This is a genomic window from Nocardia otitidiscaviarum (assembly GCF_007362295.1).
Taxonomy (GTDB): domain Bacteria; phylum Actinomycetota; class Actinomycetes; order Mycobacteriales; family Mycobacteriaceae; genus Nocardia; species Nocardia otitidiscaviarum.
The window spans coordinates 2,807,597-2,831,146 of the sequence record NZ_CP041695.1; the positions used below are offsets into that span (position 1 = coordinate 2,807,597).

Genomic DNA, 23,550 nt, shown 5'->3' on the forward strand with positions numbered 1-23,550 from the left:
CCGGATATGAAAGTTCAACTGCGGCACAGCCCGTCGTCGACGATCGCGCGCTGCCTCCTCGCCGGTGGCGAGCCCATGCGGGTGGAAAGCGGTGCCATGGTGGCGCATTCGGCCGGGGTGACCCTGCAGGCGCGGGCCGAGGGCGGCATCCTCGCCGGGATCAAGCGGTCGGTGCTGGCCGGGGAGTCGTTCTTCGTCTCCACCTTCACCGCCCCGAACGAGGGCGGCTGGGTGGATGTGGCACCCGCGTTGCCGGGGGATATGTTGCCGCTGACCATCACCCCGGACCGGCCGTTCTTCATCAATCGCGGCGGGTGGATCGCCAACTCGCACGGGGTGACCGTGGAAGCAAAATGGGGTGGTTTCGCGAATCTGTTCGGCGGCGAGGGCGGGTTCGGGTTGCGGGCGCACGGGCAGGGTGAGGTGGTGCTCGGCGTCTTCGGGGCGATCGACGTGATCGATCTCGCGCCGGGGGAGCCGGTCACCATCGACACCGGGCATGTGGTGGCCTACGACCTGGCCATGCGGTTCACCATCCGGCGGGCGGTATCGGGGCGGTCGTTCCAGTCGCTGACCTCCGGGGAGGGGTTCGTCTTCGATTTCACCGGACCGGGCCGGGTGCTGTTGCAGACGCGCAATCCCGGGGCTTTCTCGGCGTGGATCGGGCGGGTGACCTCGTCCAGCTGACGGTGTGATCCACGCCACAGTCGTGCGAAATTCTCGTCCGAAATTTGTGAATCGGTCATGCTTCAGATGTCCGACATGGCAAGACACACAGATGAGGAGATACGCGTGTCCGGATCCGCTTCCGATTTCCTGGCCGAAGTGCTGATCAAGATGGTCCAGGGCCTGTTCACGGGCAGCGCCGGCGGCCAGTAGTCGCAGCTGTGACAGCCCACCGGATCGCGCGGGTCCGGTGGGCTGTCGGCGTTTCCGGGCCGTGTTCGCGCGTCAACGCAGCAGGTCGGGCACCAGCACGCGAGTGTCGGGGACGAACGGCCACGCCGGATCGGCCAGCCGCGCGCGCAACCGCGCGTCGGTCCACCACCAGCCGTCGGCGATCTCCTCGGGCTGATGCCGGATCGGCCCGTCCCAGCGCACCTCGTAGGCGAACAGATGACAGCGCATGGGCCGACCGGCCCAGCTGCCGTCCCAGGACGCGCGCGTCACCGGCCGGGGCCGCGCACCGCCGTCCAGCACGATGCCCAACTCCTCGGCCAGCTCCCGCACGGCGGTCTGCTCCGGACGCTCCCCGGGTTCCACCACCCCGCCCGCCAGACAGTCGTGCATACCGGCGAAGACCGACTTGGTCTCGGTGCGCCGGTGCACGTACACCCGCGTCCCGTCTCCCGAGCGAACCAGCACCCCAGCACTGGCATGCCACAGTCCCCGGGCGTACACCACGGCCCGGTCCTCGGCTCCGACCTCGCGTCCGTCCGCGTCGTACAGCGCGATCATCTCCGCCATCGCGGCCCTGCCTTCCTCCCGGGTATCCGAGGCAGCGGTCCCGGCGGCGCACCGTGACCGGGCGTGGCATTCCGCCGCTCCGAGCTCGCGGAGACGCTCGCTCCCGTGACGACGGTGCCGCCGCGGGGCCGTCCTGTCGTATCCCGGGCACGATAGCCGGTCGGAAATCCGCGCTCCCCGCGGGATCTCGCGCACGATCGGACGTGTCGGCGCACGCGCGTCCACACCATTGCCCGAGCACGCTCGGTATCGAATTCGGACGACGAGTTCCGCGTCTTCGTGACCCGTCCGGCGTAACCTCTGGGACGCAATCGCTGTCGTCGGAGAGGACGATGCTCATGCCGCTGCCGCAGGCTCTGGCCAGGATCAATCGGCGAGTCACCAATCCGGTGCTGGGCGTACTGGCGCGCCGCGCACCGGGATTCGGGATAGTGGTGCACGTCGGACGCAAGTCCGGCCGCGTCTACCGCAGCCCGGTCGCGGTGTTCGAGCGGGACGGCGGCTACCGCATCGCGCTCACCTACGGCCGAGACGTGGACTGGCTGAAGAACATTCGTGCCGCCGGAGCCTTCGGCTTCGAGACGCGCGGACGCACCATCATGCTCACCGATCCGGTGGTCGGCCACGACGCCACCGCGAGCTGGGCCCCGATCGGCATCCGACAGTGGCTGGTGGCGCTGCGGGCGGAGTACTACGTCCAGGCACGCATGGCGGAGTGAGCGGACCTCGTCCTCCAGGACGACGGGGTCGCACCCGCTCGGATGACACGCAGACTCGGCGCGCGCGGAGAGATTCCCCGTACCCGCCGCGCGAGCTGGTGCGGCGGCCGGCCTTGGGGTCGGGCGGCGCGCAGGGCAACCGGATTCAGGCCGAATTGCCGAACCGCTCGTCGGGGGTGCGCGGGCGCATACCCGCACCCCGCTCGGCGCGGTCGAGGGCGTCGGCGGCCTCGGGCAGATGGGCCAGGATCTCCGCGCGCAGCGCACCACCGGCACCGAGCTGGCACAGCACACCCGCCGTGGCGGCGATGGTGCGACCCACCGGAGTGAGTGCGGGCGGCGCCGTCAACTGCCTGCTGACATTGGACAGGCTCAGATCGGTGATGCGCAGGACCTGCTCACGCAGCCACGGTGTGGTCATGCGCACCGTATCGGTGCGGAACAGGGTGCGGATGGGGTCGACGAGTTCGCCGAACGCCACGGCGTCGAAGCCACCGCCGGGCGGGACGAATCCGTACTGCCGCAGGGCCCGGTCCAGATCGTCGGGCCCGCCGTTGAACACCGCGTCGGCGATATCGCCCACCAGCGCCGGGAAATCGGCCGGAACGGGGGAGCAGGCGCCGTAGTCGACCACGCCGAGCCGCCCGTCGCGCAGCACGCGGAAATTGCCCGGATGCGGGTCGGTGTACAGCAATCCGGTGCGCACGATGCTGGAGACGACGAAGCGCAGCACCAGCCTGCCGACCCGATCGCGCTCCGCGGGCGAACCCGACACCAGCAGCCGCTGCAGCGGAATCCCGTCCACCCATTCCGTTATCAGCACGTCGCCCTGCTGATGCACCACGTGCGGCACCGCGAAATCCGGGTCGTCGGCGTAGGCGTCGGCGAAGACGCGCTGGGTCCGCGCCTCGCGCTCGTAGTCGAGTTCCTCGTGGATGCAGGCGGCCAGCGCGTCGTTGAGGGCGCGCACATCCGCCCCCGGCAGCAGGACCGAGGTCAGCGGGGCCATGCGGCGCAGGTGTTCGAGATCGTGCCGGACGGCCTCGCGCGCACCCGGATACATGATCTTGACGGCGACCCGGCGTCCGTCGTGCCAGCGCGCCCGGTGCACCTGCCCGACCGAGGCCGCGGCGCAGGCGCGGGTCTCGAATTCGGTGAAGGCACACCGCCAGTTCGGCCCCAGCTGCGCGGCCATCACGTCGGTGACCGCACGCGGCAGCATGGCGGGCGCGGAGTCCTGCAGGCGGCTGAGCGCCTCCCGGTAGGGCGCGCCGAGATCGGGCGGCAGGGCGAGTTCGTAGAGCGCCAGGATCTGCCCGAATTTGGCCGCGCAGCCCTTGAGTTCGCCGAGCACCTCGAACATGTGCTGGGCGGTGCGGGCCTGGATGTCGAGTTCGACGGCACGGGCCGGTTCGCCGAAGGCGCGTCGCCCCACCCCAGTCACGCGGCGTCCCGCGTAGGCGAGGGGCAGGGCCGCGAGTTTGGCATTGCGAACCGCCGACCGCGTCGGCGGCTCACCGCTGGAATCGGCTGGGGTGCGCCGGGACAGCCGACGCAGTCCCCCCGGTCGCGGATCGGGCATCTCTGACCTCCGATGATCGACTGCCTCAGTGTGGCATGACCGGCGGTCGGAGGACAGTGCCCGAACCCGTCGACGACCAAGGTTGGCGACTATTGCCTGGGACGGCCGCGATGGTGGCGCGGGCGCGGCGACCGGACGCGCCACCATCGGAGGTGCTCGGGGCTCAGTGGGTGAACGCACCCGCCGGTGCCAGGGGGAGCACCAGGCTCGACGGCCGCACGGCATCCCGGTGGATCTGCTGCGAGGTGCCCAGCAGGCGCGGCAGATCCGTCGGAATCGGAATGGTGGACGGGAACGTACCGGTGGTGATGCGCAGGCGCAGCGCATGACCCGGTTCCAGGCGGTGGAAGGCCGGGCGCAGTTTGATCTCCATCCGGGTCACCTCGCCGGGAACCAGCAACTGCTCGGTCTCCTTGGTGAGCACATGCTCCGGCGCGTAGATCGTGCCGTCCGGTCCGCGCCAGGTCTTGTCCTCGTTCAGCGTGCGCTGACTGGCCAGCTGCGAGCCGCCGGTGATGTTGACGACGGTGCCGTCCGGAGCCACGTCGTCGAGCCACACCTGGAACGCCGCATCGGTTCCGGTGGAGGACGCGTAGAGGGTGACGCTCGCCGGTCCGGCCAGCACGGTCGCCTCGGTCACCGGATCGGTGGTGTACTTCAGCCCCGCCGTCGGTTCCTGCACCCACTCCGTGCACGGGTTGTAGGCGTTGAACACCCGGAACAGGAAGTCGAGCAGGCCGCCGGTGTACTGGGCCAGGCTCTGCCGGTTGCAGATGTTGTCGATGCCGGTGTAGTCCAGTCGATCCGAGGCGTCGGCGACGGTCGGCGCTCGCGCGGTGAGCCGGTCACCGTCGAACCAGCGCTGCTCGATGGTCGCCTGTTCGAACGGATAGCGGGCGGTGTCGGCGGCATTGTTGTTCGCGTCGATGACATGCAGCGGCCTCTCGGTCTCGTCGATGCCGTTGGGAATGTCCTTGAGCCACCGGTCGAACCAGGCCAGGGTGATCATGTCGGTATCGAGCCGCGACCCCGGCCCGACACCCAGCCCCACGTGATACCAGGGGCCCATGAGCAACTGGTAGCGGCCGTCGGCGCGCTGGTCGGGAGCCATGGGCGCGAACTGGTCACGGCCCGCGGCCAGATTCTGCAACTGCGCGTAATTGCGCAGCGGCCCTTCCTGATACAGATCCCAGAAGCCGCCCACCTGGTACATGGCGATGCCCTTGTCCACCAGATTGTGCATCTCGGTCTCGAAGCGGCGCTCCTGCCACCAGGTGGTGTCGTAGGCCAGCGGCCCGCCCGCGTACGCCTCGATGAGCAGTTTGATGGTGCTGTCGGAGGAGACCAGCGCCTGCAGGTGGTCGACGAGCGCCGGAATGAACTGCTGCGGTGACACCACGGCCGTCAGGAACGGGCCGATCAGGCTCAGATACGGCACCAGCAACGAGATGGCGGTGAGCAGGATGGGGCTCATCATGCCGTCGTGACCGAGCACCTCGTTGAAGATGTTGTTCGGCATCGCCATGGGCACAATGGCTTTCAGCGGCGAATCCGGTCCCACCGACTGGGCGGTGCGCAGTGCGGTGAGCGCCGGGAACGAGTACCCGTACATGCCCACCTTGCCATTGGATCCGGGCAGGTTCGCCGCCCAGTCCACCAGCTGCGCGCCGTCCAGGCCGTCCTGTTTCGACGCCGGATTCCACGCGCCGGTGGAGCCGCCGGTGCCGCGCACATCGGCGACCACCTCGATATAACCGCGCCGCACCAGCACATCCTGGGCGCTGGTGGCCTGGTTGATCACCCGGCGCACATCGCGCAGCTGATCGGGCAGCGGGATCTGGAACTGGTCGATCACGCCGGTGAGGGCGGCGGTGAGGGCACTGGTCAACGCGCCGTAGGTGGTGACGTTGAGCACCACCGGGAACTCGCCGTCGGCGCGCTGCCCGGTGGCCGGATCGGTGGGGTAGCGCACCTCGGCCTGGATCTGCGTGCCGTCGGCGAGCGGCACCACATGACCCAATTCGTAACCGACACCGTACTTCTCGGGGGTCGGCTGATAGCCGTCGGGGAGTCCGAAGTTCGCCGGTGCGGTCGGCACCGGGCCCGCGGCGGGCACCGTCGCGGCCGGTGGCGCCAGGGTCACCGTCACGGCGACGGCGGTCAGGCACGCGGCGGCGAGGGTGACGAGACGGCCGCCCCTGCGCGGCCGGATCGGAATTCTCAAGGGTCTACCTCTGCGGAAGTCGGGAGGTCGCCGCGCGGTGCGGGCACGCCCGGTACCGGAGACCTCTTCGTCGGATTCAGCACACCGCACAGTTCCCGGTCGCTGCTACCGGCAATAACCAAGAGCGGGGCTGGTCGGTTTGTGCACTCGGCCGAACTCGCTCGGCTCGGGGGCGACACCGAGCGGCGGCCGTCGGGTCGCCGAAGCTCAGGGCGCGAAGTCGGCGGCCTCGAGTCGGCGGGCGATGCGGGCGGCCGACAGCGTCATGGCGTCGGTCGGGCGATGCGGGTCCAGGCCGGTGAGCTCGTGGACGCGGGCCAGCCGGTAGGTCACCGTATTGCGGTGGATATTGAGCATGCGGGCGGTGGCCAGCTGGTTGAAGCCGCTGTCCACGAACACTTCCAGGGTTTCGGCGAGCAGCGGCTGCGGATCCAGCGGAGCCAGCACGGCGGCCAGACCGGGCCGGGCCGGACCGCTGGTGGCGATGGTGTACTCGAACAGCAGCTGCCCGCGCCGACACAGGGTGTCGGCACGCTCGAGGCAGCGGCCCAGTTCGGCGAGGGTGCGGGCCTCGGCGGCGGCATCGGGGAGGTCCGCGCGCTGGGTGGCGGTGGCGACACCCACCCAGAACGGGGCCGGGCGGCCCGGTGGGCGCACCGGCAGCCGGGTGGTGAGGGCGGCGGCGGTGGCGGTGCCGTCGTCGCCGGGCCGCAGCGGCAGCAGCGCGGTCCAGCCGCCGCTGTCCAGACGCAGGAACACGCCCGGGATGGCCTCGATGCGGTGCCGCAGTTCGCCGGTCTCGGCGGAGCGGCCCGAACCCAGCCGGAACACGGCGATCAGGAAGGAATCCGGCACCGTGATGGCGGGTTCGTCGGCCCACTCCACCGGATCGCGGCCGGTGAGCAACGCGTCGGCGATGGCGCGGCGGCGTTCCAGCAGCTCCCAGCGCGGATCGCTGACCCGGTGCACGCAGGCCGTGGCGATGCGGCCGGTCACCAGGGTGATGTATTGCAGCAGCGGCAGCGCGGCATCGAGCAGCAGCTCCCGCTCGGCGTCCGGGGCGGTGGCCCGCACCTTGGAGAAGATGTACTCCGCACCGATGCGATAGCGATCGAGCACCTCTTCGAGGGGTTCACCGTCGCGGACCCGGCCCACGCCGATCTCGACCACTTCCCGGGTGTCGTCCTCGCTGGGCAGCCGGCCGCTGCGCAGGAAGTCGAAGAAGAGGTCGATATTGAGTTTGGCACCGCGTTCGAGCCCGTCGGCCACCAGCGGGGCGGGCAGGGTGCGATACGGCGGCAGCGCGGCCGTCGTATCGTCCCGGAACGCGGTCGCGCGCCGGTACAGGTCCTCCAGCGCCCGGTCCCGGGTCAGCGGGGGCATGGCTGTTCCGCGTTCATCTCGGGTACCGCCTTCATGTCGTGTACAGCGATTCGATGGTAGCGGCGTACTGGGTAGCTATCGGTTTGCGGCGTAGCTTTCCGGTCGCCGTGAGGCAGTCGCTGCCCGGGGCCCACACATCCGGGAGCACCGCGAAGCGCTTGATCTGCTCCACGCGGGAGAGCTTCTCGTTCGCCGCGTCGATGCCCTCTTGCAGGGATTTCCGCACCAGCGGGTGCTGGGACAGGGCGGCCACGTCTCGATCGGGTAGCTGATGGCGTTCGGCGAAGGCGGCGGCCAGATCGGGGTCCAGGCAGATGAGCGCGGTGTTGTAGTGGCGGGCCTCGCCGATGACGACCACCGTGCCCGCCAGCGGACAGTTCTCGGTGACGGTGTTCTCGATATTGGTGGGCGACATGTTCTTGCCCGCCGCGCTGATGATGAGCTCCTTCTTGCGGTCGACGATGCGCAGGTAGCCGTCGCCGTCGAAGCTGCCGATATCGCCGGTGTGCAGCCAGCCGTCGGCGTCGACGGTCTCGGCGGTCTTCTCCGGGGCCTTGCGGTAGCCGCGCATGACATTGCGCCCGCGCACCAGCACCTCACCGTCGGCGGCGATGCGGACCTCGGTGTCGGGCAGCGGCAGACCGACCGTGCCGATCTTGATGCGCTCGGGGCGGGAGATCGTCGCCCCCGCGGTGCACTCGGTCATGCCGTAGCCCTCGCACAGCGGCAGGCCCAGACCCAGGAAGAACTCGTGGGTGTCGGGCGGGATGGGCGCGGAGCCGGTGACCGCGACCCGCACCTTGTCCAGGCCCAGCCGCTCCCGGATGGCGGCGAGCACCAGACGATCGGCCACGCGGTGGGCCACGGCGTCCAGGGCGCTCGGGGTGCGGCCGTCGGAGACGGCGCGGGCGCGGGCGCGGCCGGTGCGGATCGCCCACTGCACCAGCTTGCGCTTGGGCAGCGGCTCGGCCGAGAAACGTTCCTCCAGAGCGGCTTTCACCTTGACCCAGACGCGCGGCACACCCAGGAACACCGACGGGTGCACCTCTGCGAGGGCCTCGGCGACCTGCTTCAGATCCGGGACGGTGGTGATCTGGCCGCCGGTCAGCATGGACAGGTAGTGCGCGAACCAGCGGTTGGCGGCGTGCGCGTCCGGCAGATACGACACCACCCGGTCGTCGGGCCCGCCGCCGCCGAATTCGTCGATGACGCGGGCGTTCTCGATGAAGTTGGTGTGGGTGAGCTCCACGCCCTTGGGCGGGCCGGTGGTGCCGGAGGTGTAGACGATGGTCAGCAGATCCTCGGGATCGACCGCGCGCCAGGCGGATTCGAAATCGAAATCCGCGGAGTGGGCGGACTCCACCGCGGACAGCGCGATGGTGCCCGTCGGAGCGCCGTCCACGCAGATCACGTGCTCGACTCGAATACCCTGCGTGGCCGCCTTCGCCACCGCCTCCAGCACGGTGGGCGCGAACTGCTCCTCGCAGATCACGGCCTTGTTCTCGGCATTGCCGAACTGGTAGACGAGCAGATCCACCGGATTGGTGTTGTACACCGAGAACGGGGTCGCGCCGGTGTGCAGTACGGCGGTGTCGCACAGGTGGAACTCGGGCCGGTTGGTCATCATGAGCGCCACCGTGTCGCCGCGTCCGATGCCCAGCGCCGCCAGGCCGGACGCGATCGCGCGCACCCTGTCCCCGTATTCGCGCCAGGTGAGCGACACCCCGCCGCCGAGGGTGCGCAGCGCCACCGCGTCCGGATACGCGGCGACCACCGACTGGAACGCCTCACAAAGGGTGCGCGGCGCGCCGCTGCCCGCGATTGACGATGAACTCACGACCTACCTCTGGTTATTTCCTGGTCGAGGCCACAGCTGACCTCGATTATGTGTTCCAGGACACCCCATCTGAGACGGCTGCGGTACCGCCAACCGGGCAGTTGCCGACGGGTCGGTTTGTGCACAATGCCCAAATCGGCGTCGGTGCGGGCGGCGGCGCGGTCCGATCCGGCCGTCAACCACCGTGGACGCCAATGATCTTGCGCCGCAAGCGGTTTCGGGTACACGGGCCGGGTCGGAGCCGTATCGTGGGAGATTGCACGGGTGCCGCGAGAATTTTGAGGAGCCAGCGGTGATCACTCCCACGACCAGCGGAATTCTGGACTTCATCAGTGCCGAGAATGTCGAATACGTCGATATCCGCTTCTGTGACGTACCGGGGGTGCAGCAGCACTTCTCGATTCCGGCCGCCATGTTCGGCGAGGAACTGGTGGAGAACGGGGTCGCCTTCGACGGGTCGTCGGTGCGCGGATTCCAGGCCATCCATGAATCCGACATGCTGCTGCTGCCCGATCTGCGCACCGCGCAACTCGACCCCTTCCGGGCCGCCAAGACGTTGAATCTGGACTGCTTCGTCCACGATCCGCACACCCGCGAGGCGTACAGTCGCGATCCGCGCAATGTGGCGCGCAAGGCGGAGGAGTATCTGCGCAGCACCGCCATCGCCGACACCGCGTACTTCGGACCCGAGGCGGAGTTCTACATCTTCGACTCGGTGCGCTACGACACCACCATGAACGGGGCCTTCTACGAGGTGGATTCGGCGTCGGCGGATTGGAACACCGGCGCCAAGTACAACGCGGACGGCACCCTCAATCGCGGTTACAAGGTGCGGCCCAAGGGCGGCTATTTCCCGGTCGCGCCCTACGACCACGATGTGGATCTGCGCGACCACATGTGCGGGAATCTGCAACGCGCCGGATTCGAACTGGAGAAGGGCCACCACGAGGTCGGCACCGCCGGACAGGCCGAGATCAACTACAAATTCAACACCCTGCTCGCCGCCGCCGACGACCTCCAGCACTACAAGTACATCGTGAAGAACACCGCCTGGGCGCACGGCAAGACGGTCACCTTCATGCCGAAGCCGCTCTTCGGCGACAACGGCTCCGGCATGCACGTGCACCAGTCACTCTGGAAGGACGGCACCCCGCTGTTCTACGACGAGGCCGGATACGCCGGACTCTCGGACCTGGCACGCCACTACATCGGCGGCCTGCTGCACCACGCACCCTCACTGCTGGCCTTCACGAACCCCACCGTGAACTCCTACAAACGCCTGGTCCCCGGCTTCGAGGCCCCCGTCAATCTGGTGTATTCCCAGCGCAATCGCTCCGCCGCGGTCCGCATCCCGGTCACCGGAGCCAGCGCCAGCGCCAAACGCCTCGAATTCCGCTGCCCCGACTCCTCCGGCAACCCCTACCTCTCCTTCGCCGCCATGATGATGGCCGGACTCGACGGCATCATGAACAAGATCGAACCCGCCCTCCCCATCGACAAGGACCTCTACGAACTCACCCCCGAAGAATCCGCCGAGGTAACCCAAACCCCACCCAGCCTCGAAGCCGTCATCGACCGTCTCGAAGCCGACCACGACTACCTCACCCAAGGAAATGTCTTCACCGAAGACCTCATCGACACCTGGATCCGCCTGAAGCGCTACACCGAAATAGCCGAAATCAACGTACGGCCACACCCGTTCGAATTCGATTTGTATTTCGACGTGTGAGTTTGCTCGGTTTATCCGGAAAATGCGTTGGGTCCGGTTGGTTAACTGAAGATCTCGATATCACATGTCTATTGCTGTTCTGCTGCAATGGGATTCGCGATAGAATTAATGCATGATTCCGGAGGGGGAAACGCGAGGCGGTGATACCGCAGCCGGTGTGTCGGCGGCGATGGACACCCTGCTCGCGACCGATCTCACCGGACTGTCCGACACCGCTCTCGTGGACGTCATGCGGGAGATGGAATCCGTTCGTTGTCGGATGGCGGCACTGTCGCACCGCATGATCGCCGAAGTCGAATCCCGACATCTGTGGGAACGCGCCGGAGCCAAGGGCATGCGCGGCTATCTGATCGACGTGCTGCGCCTGTCGGCCGCCGAGGCCGGAGCGCGGGTACGGGCCTCGATCCCGTTGCGGCCGCGTGCGTTCTGCGGGGAACCCGCTCCGGCGTTGTTGCCGACCACCGCGGCGTTGCAGGCCGAGGGCACGATCTCGCCCGAGCACGCGCGGGTGATCATGCGGGTGATGGACCGCATCCCCAACGCGGTGCCCGCCGAGACGCAGGCCGAGGCCGAACAGCACCTCGCGCACGCCGCGAGCCAGATGCCGCCGGAGTACGTGACCAAGGTCGGTCACGTGCTGCTCACCTGTCTGGACCCGGACGGGGTCCTCACCAACGACGACGACCGGGCGCGGCGCCGCGAGCTCTGGCTCGGCAAACAACGCGTGGACGGTATGAGCGAGATCAAGGGCGTGCTCGATCCGCAGTTGCGTGCCCTGTTGGATGTGGTGCTGGCGAAGTGGGCGCGTCCGGGCATGTGCAACCCCGAAGACCCCGACAGTCCCCGCATGGGGCCGGGCGCGGTCGACAAGGATGTGGTGGAGGCGGCGGCGCGGCGGGATCGGCGTAGTGCCGGGCAGCGTAACCACGACGCGGTGAAAGCCTTCCTGGCCGCCGGGGGTGGTCCGGAGCACCTGGGGAGTCATCGGGGTGTGCCGGTGTCGGTGGTGTTGACGATGAGTGTGACCGACTTGCAGGCCGGAACTGGGTACGCGCATACCGCGTCGGGATCGGTGATGTCGGTTCGGGATGCGTTGCGGATGGCCGAGGGCACGTATCCGTTGTTGATGCTGTTCGACGGCAAAGGACTCCCGTTGCATTTGGGTCGGGGGAAGTATCGGTTGGCGTCGCCGTGGCAGCGGTTGGCGTGTATCGCAGCCGACCGCGGTTGTACGCGTCCGGGCTGTGAGGCTCCCGCGACGATGTGCGCGGTGCACCACATGATCCCGTGGTTGCGGGGTGGTCGTACCGATATCGACAACCTGACGTTGGTGTGCGATCGCTGCCATGCCCAGATCCCCGAAGACGGCGACGACCCGACCGGGTGGGCCACCCTCGGACGCGGCAACAGCAACATCAGCGGCGGTGTCGGTAGCGGCGGCAGCGGCAACCGCAGCAGCGGTGTTGGTAGCGGCCGGTATCCGGGTCGTGTTGTGTGGGCACCCCCGACGCGGATCGATCCGGCGCGGGTTCCCCGGGTGAATCTGCATCATCACCCCGAACAGTGGCTCACCGATACCCCGACCCGGCACGGTGCCGACCATCTCAACCGGCCCGGTCACCGTCACCGCGACCACCGAACAGCCGATCGACGACCCACCGGCCCTCACGACCGGCCGTCGGCAGACCACCGCACCCAACGCCCGGACCCGACCCGAGGCGATCACTTACGCCAATAGCCAGACCCCGCAAAGGCCCATCTCGAGAACGCAACCCCAGCCAGTCCGTGGGCTGGGGCAGACGCGCGCGGCACCCAACCCGGCGTCAGCGAAAGCCAGGTAAGGCACCCAACGCCACCACACTCATCTTGAAATCTCTACGGCAACACCCAACTACTCGCGCTGGCCTCGAATGCCGAAGTGACATACGTGCGCGACGTATCGGCCCCCCATGTTCCTTGCCGCCAGTCCCACACACTGGCTCGACCGAACACAACACCTCGACATCCCGCCCCGACCAGGACGAAGACCCGTCCACGACACGGAAATCAGCTGTCCTCCACCGACTCCGGCTCGACATCCACAATCTCGCCCATATGACCGAGCAGCTCACGGGTGTCCCGTCCATCGCTGTCGAGTTCGGCGACCTGCTCGACGGTCAGCGGCCAGCCGTCGTCGCCGACCGGCCAGATGCCGTCGTCGCGGTGCTGAAAGGAGATCGGACCGCCGTCTCGGCCATTGCGGCGTTCCGACTCGTCTCCGATCATGCGTCGCTCCCGGCGCGTCGGGTGCACCAGCACGCCCGGCGGATCCCCGCGCCTACCCCACTCATACCCTCACGCTACGGTCGCGCGGGTGTTCTCGTAGCGAATCCGCGAAGCGAAATCGTCGTTTTCGAGAGATTGGAACGACGGTTCGTGGGCAATCCGGCAGTTCCCCTCCCATCGCTCGGATCCCTCCACCGCCTGCGGCGATGGCGCGCAGCGAGCTGCTGCGGATTCGGCGGAGCCGTGGTCCGCGCCAGATCGTGCGCCGGCCATTCGGATCGATCTTTTACGCAGCGGAAACAGGTTTGGGGTGAGGTGTGCCGTGGTGGTGTCGGTGCGGATGCGGATACTGGATTCGTAGACCCAGCGAGTGTGGTTACGGCACAGGCGGGGACGGTGGGAGTGATGCCAATGGTGTTGGCACTGTGGGATTCCCCTCACCGGCCACGCCGATCCGGGGCCGCGGCATACGATCCAGTGTTTGGATCATTCGGGAAGGCGATCATGGATCGAGAGGCGTTCGTCGCAGTGATGAACGAGGCGAGCGGCATGTTGGACCAGGGACAGGCGGTGGAGGCGCTGGAGCGGCTCACCGCGTTCGACGACTCGCTGCTGGACCAACCCGACCCGAAGGACTACGGCTGGATCGTGTCCTACCGCTTCCGAGCCGCCTTCGCCGCCGCGGATTTCGCGCAAGCGCTACGCATCGCGGAGAGCGGTCCCGCGCGATTCGCGGCCGATATCCCGGCCGGGAGCATGGCGACCATGTACTCCATGGCCGTGGAGGCGGCCACACAGCTGGACCGGGCCGATGTGGCGGTGTCCATGGCGGACAAGTGCATTGCGATTCGCCGCCAGCTCGGGGCGGAGAACGAGGTGCTGATGGCGGCCATGACCGCCTGCACCCTGCTCGGGGACATCGAAAGGCACGACCTCGCCACTCCGTACGCGGTGCTGCTGGTACGCGAGGGGGAGGGGTTCGACGACTACCGCTCCTACGGGTACTACGCACTGTGCGCCGCCGTGGAACACCAGGTCGGCGGGGACGTGTTCGACATTCTGTGGGCCGGTCGCGACTGGCTGACCGGCGTGGACAACGAATTCGCCCGGGAGGCACGCGAATACCTCGACAGCGCGCCCGCCATCAAGGATCGCATCGCCGGAGTGCACGGCACCGGTGAGCAGCTGCCCGCCGACCCGCCGTTCCCGGACGGCGCGGCAGCGGACGCGGCATCCGGCCCGGACCTGCTCGCACCCGGCAAGGCCCCCTTCGCCGCCGACCCGGCCGCCCCGGACCTCGACCCGCTGGGTCTGCCGACCGTGAGCAGCGGCGCGGCCGACGAACGTCCCGCACTGCCGAACCGTCGTGCCGCGGAGCCGCTTCCACCGGAACGGGACGGCGGCGAGCTCACCACGCCGTCGGGCCGACACGCCGAGACCTCGCCGCCGCTGCCCGAATCGGACGCCGACGCTGCGCTGTCACTGCCGGACCGGGAGGTCGGGAGCCTGCCGCCGCTGCCGGGCAGACACGCCGGGGACCTGCCGCCGCAGCCCGACCGGGAAACCGGTGACCTGCCGCCGCTGCCGGGCCGACATACCGGGGATCGACCCTCGCTGCCGGATCGGGAGACCGGGGGCCTGCCGCCGCTGCCGGGCCGACACGCCGGAGGTCCGCCGCCGGTGCTGGACCGGGAGGCTCGCATTCCGTCCCCACCGGCGGAACGTTTCGCCGGTGACCTGCCGCCGACGCCGGAGGAGGATCCGGGCGGCTTGCCGCCATTGCCGGGGCGCGGTGGGGGACTGCCATCGTTACCTGATCGGGAGGCCGGGGGGCTACCGCCACTGTCGGGGCGGGACAGCGGGGGGTTTTCGCTTGTGCCCGATACGGACCTGGCTCCCGAAGCGGACCGTGGCGGGCTGCCGCCACCGGCGGGGGCGGACGGTGGGGGATTCCCGAGCGGGGATACCGCGGAGCCGGATATCTCCGGACTGCCGCCGCTGCCCGGTCGGCGCAGGTCCGGGCGATCACCGCTGGATGCCGACTCGCCCATACCGGACGTCGGCGCACCGTCGGGACTGCCGCCGCTGCCCACTCGCGGCGAGCGCGCCGACGCCCCGTTCGCCGATCCCGCCTCGTCGAACGTGATTCCACCGTTCGGCCAGTTGGCCGGTTCCGCCGCGGACGTGTCGTTCGACGAATTCGCCGCGCCGGAGAACGCATTCGGGGAACCGGTCCCGGCTCGGCCGTTCTCGGCGGCTCTTCCGCCGCCCACCGACCCCTCCACCATGCTGCTCGACATGAACACGGCCCCGGCCCCGCAGGACGCGGCGCTCCCGGCCGATGGACCCAAGCAGCCCCCCGCCGATCAATGCGCGGGCGGAGAGACCGCCGACGCGCTGCTGGCGGCGGGCCGGGCGCAATTGGCCGCCTCCGCGTTCCGCGCACTGATCGACGACGCGCTGGAGGCCGGACAGCCCGATCCGCTCATCATGGCGAAATCGGTGCTGGGGCTGCTGACCGCGCTCATCTTCGACGATCGGGTGGCGGAGGCGCACGCGGTGTGGACCGACAACAGCGGCCCGACCTATCTGGGCATCTGGGCGCTGGAGAACGGCCAGACCTCCGTCCACGATGCCGTCGCCTACGCGCTCATCGAGGCGTTCCTGCATTCGCTGGGCACCGGTGACCCGATCACCTCCGCGAACGCCGTCGACGCCCTGATGTCGCGCTGCCTCGATTTCGCCTTCGCGCAGGATCCCGACGCGATCGGCCCCATGCTCAACACCTGGCGTCGCCACATTCACGAGATCTTCGAAGGCACCCCGCCCCCGCCGGCGCTGGCCGCCGTGCAGCACGCCGAGCAGCGCTGGGGCCATCCGGTCCCGCCCGGCCCGCTGTACTGGATGCGCCCCTACCGCTGGGTGGTGGACTGGCTGTGAGCACCGGTTAGGCTCGGGACCCATGGCATCCGAACAGACCGAGATCTGGCACAACCCGCAGTGCTCGAAGAGCCGGGCGGCGAAGGCGGTGCTCGATGCCGCCGGCGGCGATTACGTGGAACGCCGGTACCTCGACAATCCGCCCACCGTGGCGGAGCTTCGCGCGGTGCAGGCGAAACTCGGCCTGGAACCGTGGGACATCACCCGCACCACCGAGGCGCAGGCGAAGGAACTCGGCGTCTCGAGCTGGGGCCGCACCCCCGCCGACCGTGACCGCTGGATCACCGCCCTGGCCCAGCATCCGCGGCTGATCCAGCGCCCGATCGTGCTGACCGCCGACGGTCGCGCCGTCGTCGCCCGCGACGAGGACTCGCTCACCACATTGCTCTGACGGCGGGGCCCGCCGTCCGGTATCGCGAGCCGGGCCGCACGCCGTTGCCGAGGCGGGGGCCGGTCAGATGTGCTCGGCCGCCACCGGTTCCAGCGGAAACGGGGGTTCGCCCGTCCCGGCGATGCGCAGATTTCCCCAGGGATCCCGTTCCTCGAGTCGGGCGGGCACCGGCTCGCGCCCGGGCAGCGCGAGATATACCCGGGCCCGGCCGGGGTCGGGCAATTCCGTCCCCGGGGTGGCGCTGATCCGCCCGTACCAGTGGTACCGCCCGTCGATCGGATCCGGATAGCCGCCGAGTGTGACGGTCACCGGCAGCTCCATTCCGGGCGCGTCCAGTACGGCGGGACCCGAATACTCGTGCGCCGGTTCGCGATCGGCGGGCACGGTGAGATCGAAATGCGCGGGATTCGGGTGGCGCAGCGTGCGCCAGTAGGAGACGCTGGATCCCGGCCACGCCGCCCGGTTCACCCCGTGCTCGTCGAGATACCAGCTGTCACAGCCGCCCGAATTCCATACGGTGCCCGCCAGTTTCGCCTGGATCCTGCGGTTGAACTCGTGCTGGGTCCCGGCCCGCACCTCCACCCGCGTGCTGCCGGTGCGCCCCGCCGACTCCAGGCACTGCCGGATATAGCGGGCCTGCGCCTCGATCATGAACACGATGGACTGATTGCCGCCGCCGGAATTCGGTCCCATGATGAGGAACAGATTGGGGAAGCCGTGCACGGCGACCCCGAGGAACGCTTCCATTCCGCCCTGCCATGCCTCGCGCAGGGAGCGACCGTTCGCGCCCACCACATGCTGCTCGGCGAACCGGTCGGCGACCTGGAACCCGGTGCCGTAGACGATGGCGTCGAACTCCCGGTGCACCCCGTCGGCCGTGGTGATACCGGTCGGGTCGATCCGGTCGATCGGCTCGGTCACCAATTCGACGTTCTCCCGCTGGAGCGCGGGGTAGTAGTCGTCGGACACCAGGATCCGCTTGCAGCCCAGGCGGTACGCGGGGGTGAGCCGCCGCCGCAGCTCGGGATCGCGCACCTGGCGGCGCAGGTGCCCGCGCGCCAGGAACTCGAACCGCCGCATGACCTCCGGCCGCAGGAAGCCCACGATCGACGACTCGTAACCCCAGTAGGTGACCCAGCGGTACAGCCGCTGGGTCCCCGGCACCAGCCGGAACATCCGCCGCTCCCACGTCGACAGAGCCCGATCCGGTTTCGGGATCACCCAGTGCGGGGTGCGCTGGAACACCGACACTCGCGCGGCGGCGCGTGCGATCTCCGGCACGAACTGCACCGCACTGGCACCGGTGCCGATCACCGCGACGCGCTGCCCAGCGGGATCGAAGTCGTGGTCCCAGCGCGCGGAGTGAAAACTCGTGCCGCCGAACGTGTCCCGTCCCGGAAAGTCGGGGACGGCGGGTACGTGCAGCGGCCCGGCCGCCAGCACCACGAACCGCGGCCGGAACCGTGTCCCATCGGCGAGGCGCACCTCCCAGCGGTCGGCGTCGTCGTCGAAATCCAGGGCCGTCACCTCGGCGCGCAGCCACAGCCGCTCGCGCAGCCCGAACCGGTCCACGGTGCGTTTCAGGTAGTCGAGGATCTCGTCCTGGCGGGCGAACAGCCGCGTCCACTCCCGATTGGGCGCGTAGGAGAACGAGTAGAGCAGTGACATGACATCGCAGGCGCAGCCGGGATAGGTGTTCTCCCACCAGGTTCCGCCGACCTCGGCCGACTTCTCCAGGATGACGAAATCCTCGAATCCGGCCCGCCGCAGTTCGATGGCGGTGCCGATACCCCCGAAACCCGCACCGACGATGACGATTTCGGGTTCGCTCATGCCATCAGCCCCCGGCGTCGCCAGATCGCCTTGCCGATCGGGCCGATGAGCCCGTGCTTGTCCAGGAATCCGGCCAGGTTCGCCGCGCCCGCGCCGAGCGTGCGCTTGGCGTACGGGTTCTCGCGGGCGATCCGACGGGCGGCGCGCCCGTCCAGTCCGGCCCGCTCGTACATGTGCCGATTGGTCAGCAGATGGACGAACAGCGGCGCGGCCACCGCGACACACAGCCGGGTGTAGGCGAGTTCGGCCTTCGACATGGAGCCGACCCGTCGCGCCAGGGCGTCGCGGGCGAATCCGATATGCCGCGCCTCCTCGGTGACGTGCACCCGCATGGCCCGTGCCACCAGCGGTTGCAGTTCGGGATCGTCGAGGGTGCGTCGCTGCACGGCGTCGAAGATCTCCTCGCCCACCAGCGCGCCCACCCACACCATGGACCCGCGCAGGAACAGCTGCAAGCCGGAGATCACCACCCGCCCACCGGCATTGGGCCAGTACGGGCGGGCCTCGATGCGGTCGACGAGTTTGCCGAACATCATCATGTGGCGGCATTCGTCACCCATCTCGGTGAGGGTGTAGTGCGACTGCCGGGAGGTGGGGTCGCCGTTCATGAGTTCGCGCAGCAGCAGGCGGTTGAGCAGGTTCTCGAACCAGATCCCGACCGACAGCACATTGGCCAACTCCTGGCGGGACAGTTCGCGGCGCTGCGCCGGGCTCAGCGCCTCCCAGAGTTCGGTGCCGTAGAGCGACACGACCTCGGGTGGCAGGAAGAATTTCTCGGGGTCGAGCGGGGCGTCCCAATCCAGGTCCACCACCGGGTCGTAGGACTTCTTCGCCGATCCGCTCAGCAGGCGCTGCGCGAAGGAATCGTGGGGGAGAAGGGTGGCCTCATTGCCCATGACAGCTCTCCGAACTCGAAGTTTCCGATACAAGCCGTTACATACACAGGTTAGTGAGACATGGTGTATCGGTCAACGTGTCCGTAGCTATCGTGACGCCTCCGCGATGGGGACCATCGAATACAGCCACCACCCCCGGCGCGGCAGATCGCAGCGCAACACCTGCACGTGCATGGGCGTCCAGTCGCCGCCCTCGGGCGGGCGGATGCGGACCGGTCGCCAGTTCATCGCGGCGGGCGGAATATCGGTCGACCACAGCCGCTCCCAGTCCGGGGACCCCTCGCACTGCCGGGTGACCTCCGCGATGCGTTCCGGCGGCGTGAGTCCCGGGGCCATGTGCCGGAAGGACTGGACCATGATGTGCGCCTCCCGCTCCCAGTCCTCGAGGACCAGGCGGGCGCGCGGGTCCAGCAGCATCCAGGTCATGATGTTGGTGCCCGGCTCCTGTCCCGGAAACGCCCGCGTATACGCGTCGTTCGCGGCGATCAGATCCAGCGTGGGTGCGAGGTGGTAGCAGGCCGGATGCGGCAGGCTGTGCAGGAAGTCGAGTTCCACCGGGGTGGGCCGGGGTGCCGGGCCGGTCGGGACGGCCGCGGTGGGTTGCAGCACCTCGACGGCGTAGGCCCGATACACCTCCGGTACCTGTAGCACGTCGAACAGCGCGCCGAGCGCCGTGGACGTGGGTGGTCGGGTGCCCTGTTCGAGCTTCTGGATGAGCGCGGCGGACACCCCGGCGCGGCGGGCCAGTTCGGCGCGGGTGAGACCCGAGGCTTCGCGGCGCTCCCGGAGGTACCCCGCAATGGCCACCTGTGGTTCGACCACCGCGCACAACCTCCGACACCCACCGCTCACGACAATCCGACTCAGCGGATGAAACTACCGTTCGGTGCGAACCTGCCGGACGGCCGACCCGGCACGCGGGCGCGGCCGGATCAGGATTCGATCCGGAAGACCGGGAAACCCGGTGCGATGGCGGCCAATTCGGCATCGGTGGCGTCCTTGGTGACACCCTCGAAGAACCGGCCGACCTCCCAGCCCCACTTCTGCAGGTACAGCCGCAGCACCGGAATCTTGTCGGCATCGGCGACCTCGACGGCGGTGAAGACCTCCGTCCGGCGTCCGAGCCGCAGTTCCCCGCCGCCCGCGACGCGCAGGTTGCGCACCCACTGGGTGCGGCCGCGCGGGGCGACCAGGTAGCGCGAACCGTCGGGGGTGGTCAGCGGGTTGACGGTGGCGGTGCGCCATTCACCGCTGGTGCGGCCGCGCACGGCCAGCAGCCGGGACCCGGCCACGCTGATGCCGAGTTTGCTCAGCCGGGTGGCGAGTCGATTCACGAGCGGGTCGAGTCCGGAGGGGCCGATGTGGCGGTTGGCGGCGGTGGCGTTCATGGCGTGTCCCTGTCTGCTGCACGAGTGTCAGATTTCGAGAGCGGTGCTCTCTGATGTGATCAGTGTGCACGCGGGGTCGCCGCAATGTCAAGAGCGGCGCTCTCGAAACATTCCGGCGCTCCGAACCGTGGCACACTGTTACGTATGAGTGCACCCAGGACCGCCCGCGCCCGGGCCCGCGCCGAGATCACCCGCGAGATCACCGATGCCGCCCGCCGCCAACTCGCCGAATCCGGTGCCGCCGCGCTGTCGCTGCGCGCCATCGCGCGCGAACTCGGCATGGTGTCCTCGGCGCTGTACCGGTACTTCCCGAGCCGCGACGACCTGCTCACCGCGCTGCTCATCGAGGCGTACGACGCCATCGGCGCCAGCGTCGAAACCGCGGTGGCGCGGGCGGACGACCCGCGCGCGCAATGGCGGGCGGCGGCGCACGCGGTGCGCGAGTGGGGGCGTGCGCATCCGCACGAATACGCCCTGCTCTACGGCTCCCCGGTACCTGGCTACGCGGCCCCGCAGACCACCGTCGACCCGGCCGCACGGGTACCCCTCGCGGTGCTCGGCATTGTCGAACGGGCGTGGGCGGCGGGCACTCTCGCGGTTCCCGACGAGCACCTCGACCCGCTGCTCGCCGAACAGATCGGTGCCCTCGCCGACCGGTTCACCCCGGGGGTGCCCGCGCCCGCGCTGGCCCGGATGGTGGTGGCCTGGACCCAGCTGTTCGGCGCGGTGAGCTTCGAACTCAACGGTCAACTGGTCGGGAGCATGGACCCGGCGGCGGCGTTCTTCGACTACGCGGTGGAGACCATGGCCGATCTGCTCGGACTCCGTGATGTGTGAGACAGGCCGTCTCGGGCAGCGCGGCGGCGCGCTAAGGTGAATTGATGACCAAGACCGGCGCGAACGACACCTCCCGCGCGGCGGACGGCCGCAGCACCCGCTGGAACGGTCACAAGGCCCGCCGCCGCGCGGATATGCTCGACGCCGCCCTCGCGGTGATCTCCGAGCACGGCGTGGAGATCTCGGTGCAGCAGATCGCCGACCGGCTGCGGGTACCGCGCCCGGTGGTGTACCGGCACTTCGACGGCCGCGCCGACCTGGACGAGCAGATCCGCCGCCACATCCTGGAATCGCTGCTCGCCGAACTGCTTCCGCGCCTGCGCCCGGACGGCACCCTGCGCGACGCCGTGCGCGGCGCGGTCGGCACCTACGTGGGCTGGGTCGAGCGGCACCGGAACCTGCACCGCTTCCTCATCGCCGCCGATACCGCCGGGGACGCCTCCCGGGCCATGGCCGGCGCCCGCGACCGCATCGGCGGACAACTCGCCGACCTGTTCGCCACCACCCTCACCCGCTGGGGGATCGACGCGAATCGCGCGCGCCCCACGGCGTTCGGGATCATCGGCTTCGTGGACGGCGTGGTGAACAGCTGGCGCGCCGACCCCGCCTCCACCCTGACCTCCGAACAGGTCGAGGGCATTCTCACCGAATCGGTGCTGGCCCTGCTGGAGGGCAACGCCCGCAGCCTCGATGTGCCGCTGACCCGCGACAGCCTGGTCGCCGACCTGATCTCGCGGGCCGAAGCGCAGCACGTGAGCTGACGCGCGGCGGTCGCCGTCGACGGCGGTCGGCTCAGTCGGCCGCCACCGGCCGCCGACCCACCATCCGGGCCGCCAGCGGGAACAGCAGCACCGTCGCCGCGCCCGCCGCCACCAGCAGCGATGCCAGCTCGTCGGTCATGAGGTCGGCCGCGGTCGCGACCTCGGTGACGGCGACGATGATGGGCAGGCCGGTCGCCGAGTACAGGGCCAGCTGCGCGCGCTCCCGGCCGGAGGTCAGGTTGCCGCCGTGGTCGAACCAGCGTTCGGCCAACCACACCGGCCCGCCGCGCGCCACCGCGATGGACACCACGAACAGCGCCCAGTGCAGCGGGTTCCCGGCGATGGCGGCCGGATCGATGCCCATCCCGGACACCACGAAGAACACCGGGATCAGGAAACCGAAACCCAAGGTGTTCAACTGGTTTTCGAGCCGGGGATCGGCCTCGCGCACCAGCGTGCGCAGGATCATGCCCGCCGCGAACGCGCCCAGCACCACATCCAGATCGAACACCTCGGCAATGGCCATCAGCGTGAACAGCAGCAACAGCACCGTGCGCACCGGCAGCTGCACGGTGCCGCCGCCGAGTTCGACCAGCAGCCCGCGCAGATCCGGAATGCGGGCCAGCAGCCGCCGCGGCACCGCCGCCACCAGCGCGGCCGCGATGGCGAACAGCACCAGCACCACCACCGCCGCGAGCGGGTTGCGGCTGGACAGCAGCAGCGACATGGCCAGGATCGGCCCCAGTTCGCCGACCGCGCCGTGGCGCAGCACGGCCCGGCCCAGCGCGGAGTCGAGCATGCCGGCCTGTTTCAGGATCGGCAGCAGCGTGCCCAGCGCGGTGGAGGTCATGGCGATGGCGACCGCCACATGCGCGGTGAAACCGACCTCGGGGGCCGCCAGGGTCACCACCAGGGTGGCCAGCACCAGGCTCGCCGCCCAGGTGAGCCAGGCCGCGGGACCGGACCGGCCGCGCAGCAGCTCCGGATCGAGTTCGTAGCCCGCCAGCAGGAACAGCATGCCCAGCCCGAGCTGGGCGACCAGGTCGACCCCGCCCGCGGTCCCGGCCCAATCCAGGACGTGCGGCCCGATCAGCACGCCGAAACCCAGCAGCAGCACCACATCCGGCACGTAGCCGCGGGCCAGCCGGGCCAGCACCGTGGCGAGCACGGTGACCAGCGCGATCTGCAACAGCGACAGAATGGCCGACCGGGTGGGGTCCGCGGCCGCGGCGAGTACGGACATGCCGTCATCCTGCCCGCCCCCGACGGCCGGTCAGGACAAGGACACGGTGGTATTC

The 23,550-nt window shown here is 69.4% G+C and carries 19 protein-coding genes; 8 read left to right on the forward strand and 11 right to left on the reverse strand.

Annotated features, from left to right (window positions below):
• Nucleotides 1-6 precede the first annotated feature (6 nt).
• A complete protein-coding gene (locus tag FOH10_RS12310; RefSeq protein ID WP_143980800.1) occupies nucleotides 7-687 on the forward strand; it encodes a TIGR00266 family protein in 681 nt (226 codons plus the stop codon).
• Nucleotides 688-951: 264 nt separating this feature from the next.
• Here FOH10_RS12310 and FOH10_RS12315 read toward each other — a convergent pair whose 3' ends face one another.
• The gene (locus tag FOH10_RS12315; RefSeq protein ID WP_143980801.1) at nucleotides 952-1,467 is read right to left on the reverse strand and encodes an NUDIX hydrolase; all 516 of its coding nucleotides are present in this window, start codon (nucleotides 1,465-1,467) and stop codon (nucleotides 952-954) included.
• Nucleotides 1,468-1,799: 332 nt separating this feature from the next.
• Between FOH10_RS12315 and FOH10_RS12320 the strand changes: the two genes are divergently transcribed.
• Nucleotides 1,800-2,186, forward strand: coding sequence for a nitroreductase family deazaflavin-dependent oxidoreductase (locus FOH10_RS12320; RefSeq protein WP_308212874.1), 387 nt, complete (start codon nucleotides 1,800-1,802; stop codon nucleotides 2,184-2,186).
• Between the two features lie 145 nt (nucleotides 2,187-2,331).
• Here the strand turns inward: FOH10_RS12320 and FOH10_RS12325 are convergent, their stop codons facing one another.
• The 4 genes from FOH10_RS12325 to FOH10_RS12340 form a co-directional block, all read right to left on the reverse strand.
• Complete coding sequence (locus tag FOH10_RS12325; RefSeq protein ID WP_186000808.1) at nucleotides 2,332-3,768, reverse strand: ABC1 kinase family protein; 1,437 nt, start codon at nucleotides 3,766-3,768, stop codon at nucleotides 2,332-2,334.
• A 163-nt stretch (nucleotides 3,769-3,931) separates the two neighbouring features.
• Nucleotides 3,932-5,992 carry a CocE/NonD family hydrolase gene (locus FOH10_RS12330; RefSeq protein ID WP_186000809.1) on the reverse strand — a complete coding sequence of 687 codons (2,061 nt, stop codon included), beginning with the start codon at nucleotides 5,990-5,992 and terminating at the stop codon, nucleotides 3,932-3,934.
• Nucleotides 5,993-6,199: 207 nt separating this feature from the next.
• Nucleotides 6,200-7,375, reverse strand: a complete 1,176-nt coding sequence (locus tag FOH10_RS12335; protein ID WP_143980804.1) for a PucR family transcriptional regulator — start codon at nucleotides 7,373-7,375, stop codon at nucleotides 6,200-6,202.
• A gap of 31 nt (nucleotides 7,376-7,406) precedes the next feature.
• On the reverse strand, nucleotides 7,407-9,212 hold the full coding sequence (locus FOH10_RS12340; RefSeq protein ID WP_244961921.1) for an AMP-dependent synthetase/ligase: 1,806 nt from the start codon (nucleotides 9,210-9,212) through the stop codon (nucleotides 7,407-7,409).
• Nucleotides 9,213-9,504: 292 nt separating this feature from the next.
• Here FOH10_RS12340 and glnA point away from each other — a divergent pair, with 292 nt between their 5' ends.
• Complete coding sequence (glnA, locus tag FOH10_RS12345) at nucleotides 9,505-10,941, forward strand: type I glutamate--ammonia ligase (protein ID WP_143980805.1); 1,437 nt, start codon at nucleotides 9,505-9,507, stop codon at nucleotides 10,939-10,941.
• 112 nt (nucleotides 10,942-11,053) lie between these two features.
• A complete protein-coding gene (locus FOH10_RS12350) occupies nucleotides 11,054-12,679 on the forward strand; it encodes an HNH endonuclease signature motif containing protein (protein ID WP_143980806.1) in 1,626 nt (541 codons plus the stop codon).
• Nucleotides 12,680-12,987: 308 nt separating this feature from the next.
• Here FOH10_RS12350 and FOH10_RS12355 read toward each other — a convergent pair whose 3' ends face one another.
• Nucleotides 12,988-13,206, reverse strand: a complete 219-nt coding sequence (locus FOH10_RS12355; RefSeq protein WP_143980807.1) for a hypothetical protein — start codon at nucleotides 13,204-13,206, stop codon at nucleotides 12,988-12,990.
• A gap of 549 nt (nucleotides 13,207-13,755) precedes the next feature.
• Between FOH10_RS12355 and FOH10_RS12360 the strand changes: the two genes are divergently transcribed.
• Nucleotides 13,756-16,146, forward strand: coding sequence for a hypothetical protein (locus FOH10_RS12360; protein WP_221937958.1), 2,391 nt, complete (start codon nucleotides 13,756-13,758; stop codon nucleotides 16,144-16,146).
• A 22-nt stretch (nucleotides 16,147-16,168) separates the two neighbouring features.
• Complete coding sequence (locus tag FOH10_RS12365; RefSeq protein ID WP_143980809.1) at nucleotides 16,169-16,537, forward strand: arsenate reductase family protein; 369 nt, start codon at nucleotides 16,169-16,171, stop codon at nucleotides 16,535-16,537.
• Between the two features lie 63 nt (nucleotides 16,538-16,600).
• Here FOH10_RS12365 and FOH10_RS12370 read toward each other — a convergent pair whose 3' ends face one another.
• The 4 genes from FOH10_RS12370 to FOH10_RS12385 all read right to left on the reverse strand — a co-directional run bounded on the left by FOH10_RS12370 (nucleotide 16,601) and on the right by FOH10_RS12385 (nucleotide 20,654).
• Entirely contained in the window at nucleotides 16,601-18,370 is a 1,770-nt protein-coding gene (locus FOH10_RS12370) for a DUF4873 domain-containing protein (RefSeq protein WP_143980810.1), read from the reverse strand.
• Nucleotides 18,367-19,266, reverse strand: coding sequence for an AurF N-oxygenase family protein (locus FOH10_RS12375; RefSeq protein ID WP_143980811.1), 900 nt, complete (start codon nucleotides 19,264-19,266; stop codon nucleotides 18,367-18,369). Before FOH10_RS12375 ends, FOH10_RS12370 begins: the two co-directional genes overlap by 4 nt.
• Before the next feature lie 87 nt (nucleotides 19,267-19,353).
• The gene (locus FOH10_RS12380; RefSeq protein WP_186000810.1) at nucleotides 19,354-20,088 is read right to left on the reverse strand and encodes a helix-turn-helix domain-containing protein; all 735 of its coding nucleotides are present in this window, start codon (nucleotides 20,086-20,088) and stop codon (nucleotides 19,354-19,356) included.
• Between the two features lie 110 nt (nucleotides 20,089-20,198).
• Nucleotides 20,199-20,654 carry a nitroreductase/quinone reductase family protein gene (locus FOH10_RS12385; RefSeq protein WP_143980813.1) on the reverse strand — a complete coding sequence of 152 codons (456 nt, stop codon included), beginning with the start codon at nucleotides 20,652-20,654 and terminating at the stop codon, nucleotides 20,199-20,201.
• 144 nt (nucleotides 20,655-20,798) lie between these two features.
• On the opposite strand from FOH10_RS12385, the gene FOH10_RS12390 reads away from it, so the two are divergent.
• Nucleotides 20,799-21,491 carry a TetR/AcrR family transcriptional regulator gene (locus FOH10_RS12390; RefSeq protein WP_039814485.1) on the forward strand — a complete coding sequence of 231 codons (693 nt, stop codon included), beginning with the start codon at nucleotides 20,799-20,801 and terminating at the stop codon, nucleotides 21,489-21,491.
• 44 nt (nucleotides 21,492-21,535) lie between these two features.
• Complete coding sequence (locus tag FOH10_RS12395) at nucleotides 21,536-22,252, forward strand: TetR/AcrR family transcriptional regulator (protein WP_143980814.1); 717 nt, start codon at nucleotides 21,536-21,538, stop codon at nucleotides 22,250-22,252.
• 31 nt (nucleotides 22,253-22,283) lie between these two features.
• On the opposite strand, the gene FOH10_RS12400 is transcribed toward FOH10_RS12395, so the two are convergent.
• Nucleotides 22,284-23,495 (reverse strand): cation:proton antiporter, encoded by a 1,212-nt coding sequence (locus FOH10_RS12400; protein ID WP_143980815.1) that lies wholly within the window; start codon nucleotides 23,493-23,495, stop codon nucleotides 22,284-22,286.
• Between the last annotated feature and the right edge of the window lie 55 nt (nucleotides 23,496-23,550).

Bases quoted from the DNA above. Each gene is read 5' to 3' on its own strand.
- FOH10_RS12310 (WP_143980800.1), top strand. From the start codon at position 7: ATGAAAGTTCAACTGCGGCACAGCCCGTCGTCGACGATCGCGCGCTGC.
- FOH10_RS12315 (WP_143980801.1), bottom strand. From the start codon at position 1,467: ATGGCGGAGATGATCGCGCTGTACGACGCGGACGGACGCGAGGTCGGA.
- FOH10_RS12320 (WP_308212874.1), top strand. From the start codon at position 1,800: ATGCTCATGCCGCTGCCGCAGGCTCTGGCCAGGATCAATCGGCGAGTC.
- FOH10_RS12325 (WP_186000808.1), bottom strand. From the start codon at position 3,768: ATGCCCGATCCGCGACCGGGGGGACTGCGTCGGCTGTCCCGGCGCACC.
- FOH10_RS12335 (WP_143980804.1), bottom strand. From the start codon at position 7,375: ATGCCCCCGCTGACCCGGGACCGGGCGCTGGAGGACCTGTACCGGCGC.
- FOH10_RS12350 (WP_143980806.1), top strand. From the start codon at position 11,054: ATGATTCCGGAGGGGGAAACGCGAGGCGGTGATACCGCAGCCGGTGTG.
- FOH10_RS12355 (WP_143980807.1), bottom strand. From the start codon at position 13,206: ATGATCGGAGACGAGTCGGAACGCCGCAATGGCCGAGACGGCGGTCCG.
- FOH10_RS12360 (WP_221937958.1), top strand. From the start codon at position 13,756: ATGTTGGACCAGGGACAGGCGGTGGAGGCGCTGGAGCGGCTCACCGCG.
- FOH10_RS12365 (WP_143980809.1), top strand. From the start codon at position 16,169: ATGGCATCCGAACAGACCGAGATCTGGCACAACCCGCAGTGCTCGAAG.
- FOH10_RS12370 (WP_143980810.1), bottom strand. From the start codon at position 18,370: ATGAGCGAACCCGAAATCGTCATCGTCGGTGCGGGTTTCGGGGGTATC.
- FOH10_RS12375 (WP_143980811.1), bottom strand. From the start codon at position 19,266: ATGGGCAATGAGGCCACCCTTCTCCCCCACGATTCCTTCGCGCAGCGC.
- FOH10_RS12385 (WP_143980813.1), bottom strand. From the start codon at position 20,654: ATGAACGCCACCGCCGCCAACCGCCACATCGGCCCCTCCGGACTCGAC.
- FOH10_RS12390 (WP_039814485.1), top strand. From the start codon at position 20,799: ATGAGTGCACCCAGGACCGCCCGCGCCCGGGCCCGCGCCGAGATCACC.
- FOH10_RS12395 (WP_143980814.1), top strand. From the start codon at position 21,536: ATGACCAAGACCGGCGCGAACGACACCTCCCGCGCGGCGGACGGCCGC.
- FOH10_RS12400 (WP_143980815.1), bottom strand. From the start codon at position 23,495: ATGTCCGTACTCGCCGCGGCCGCGGACCCCACCCGGTCGGCCATTCTG.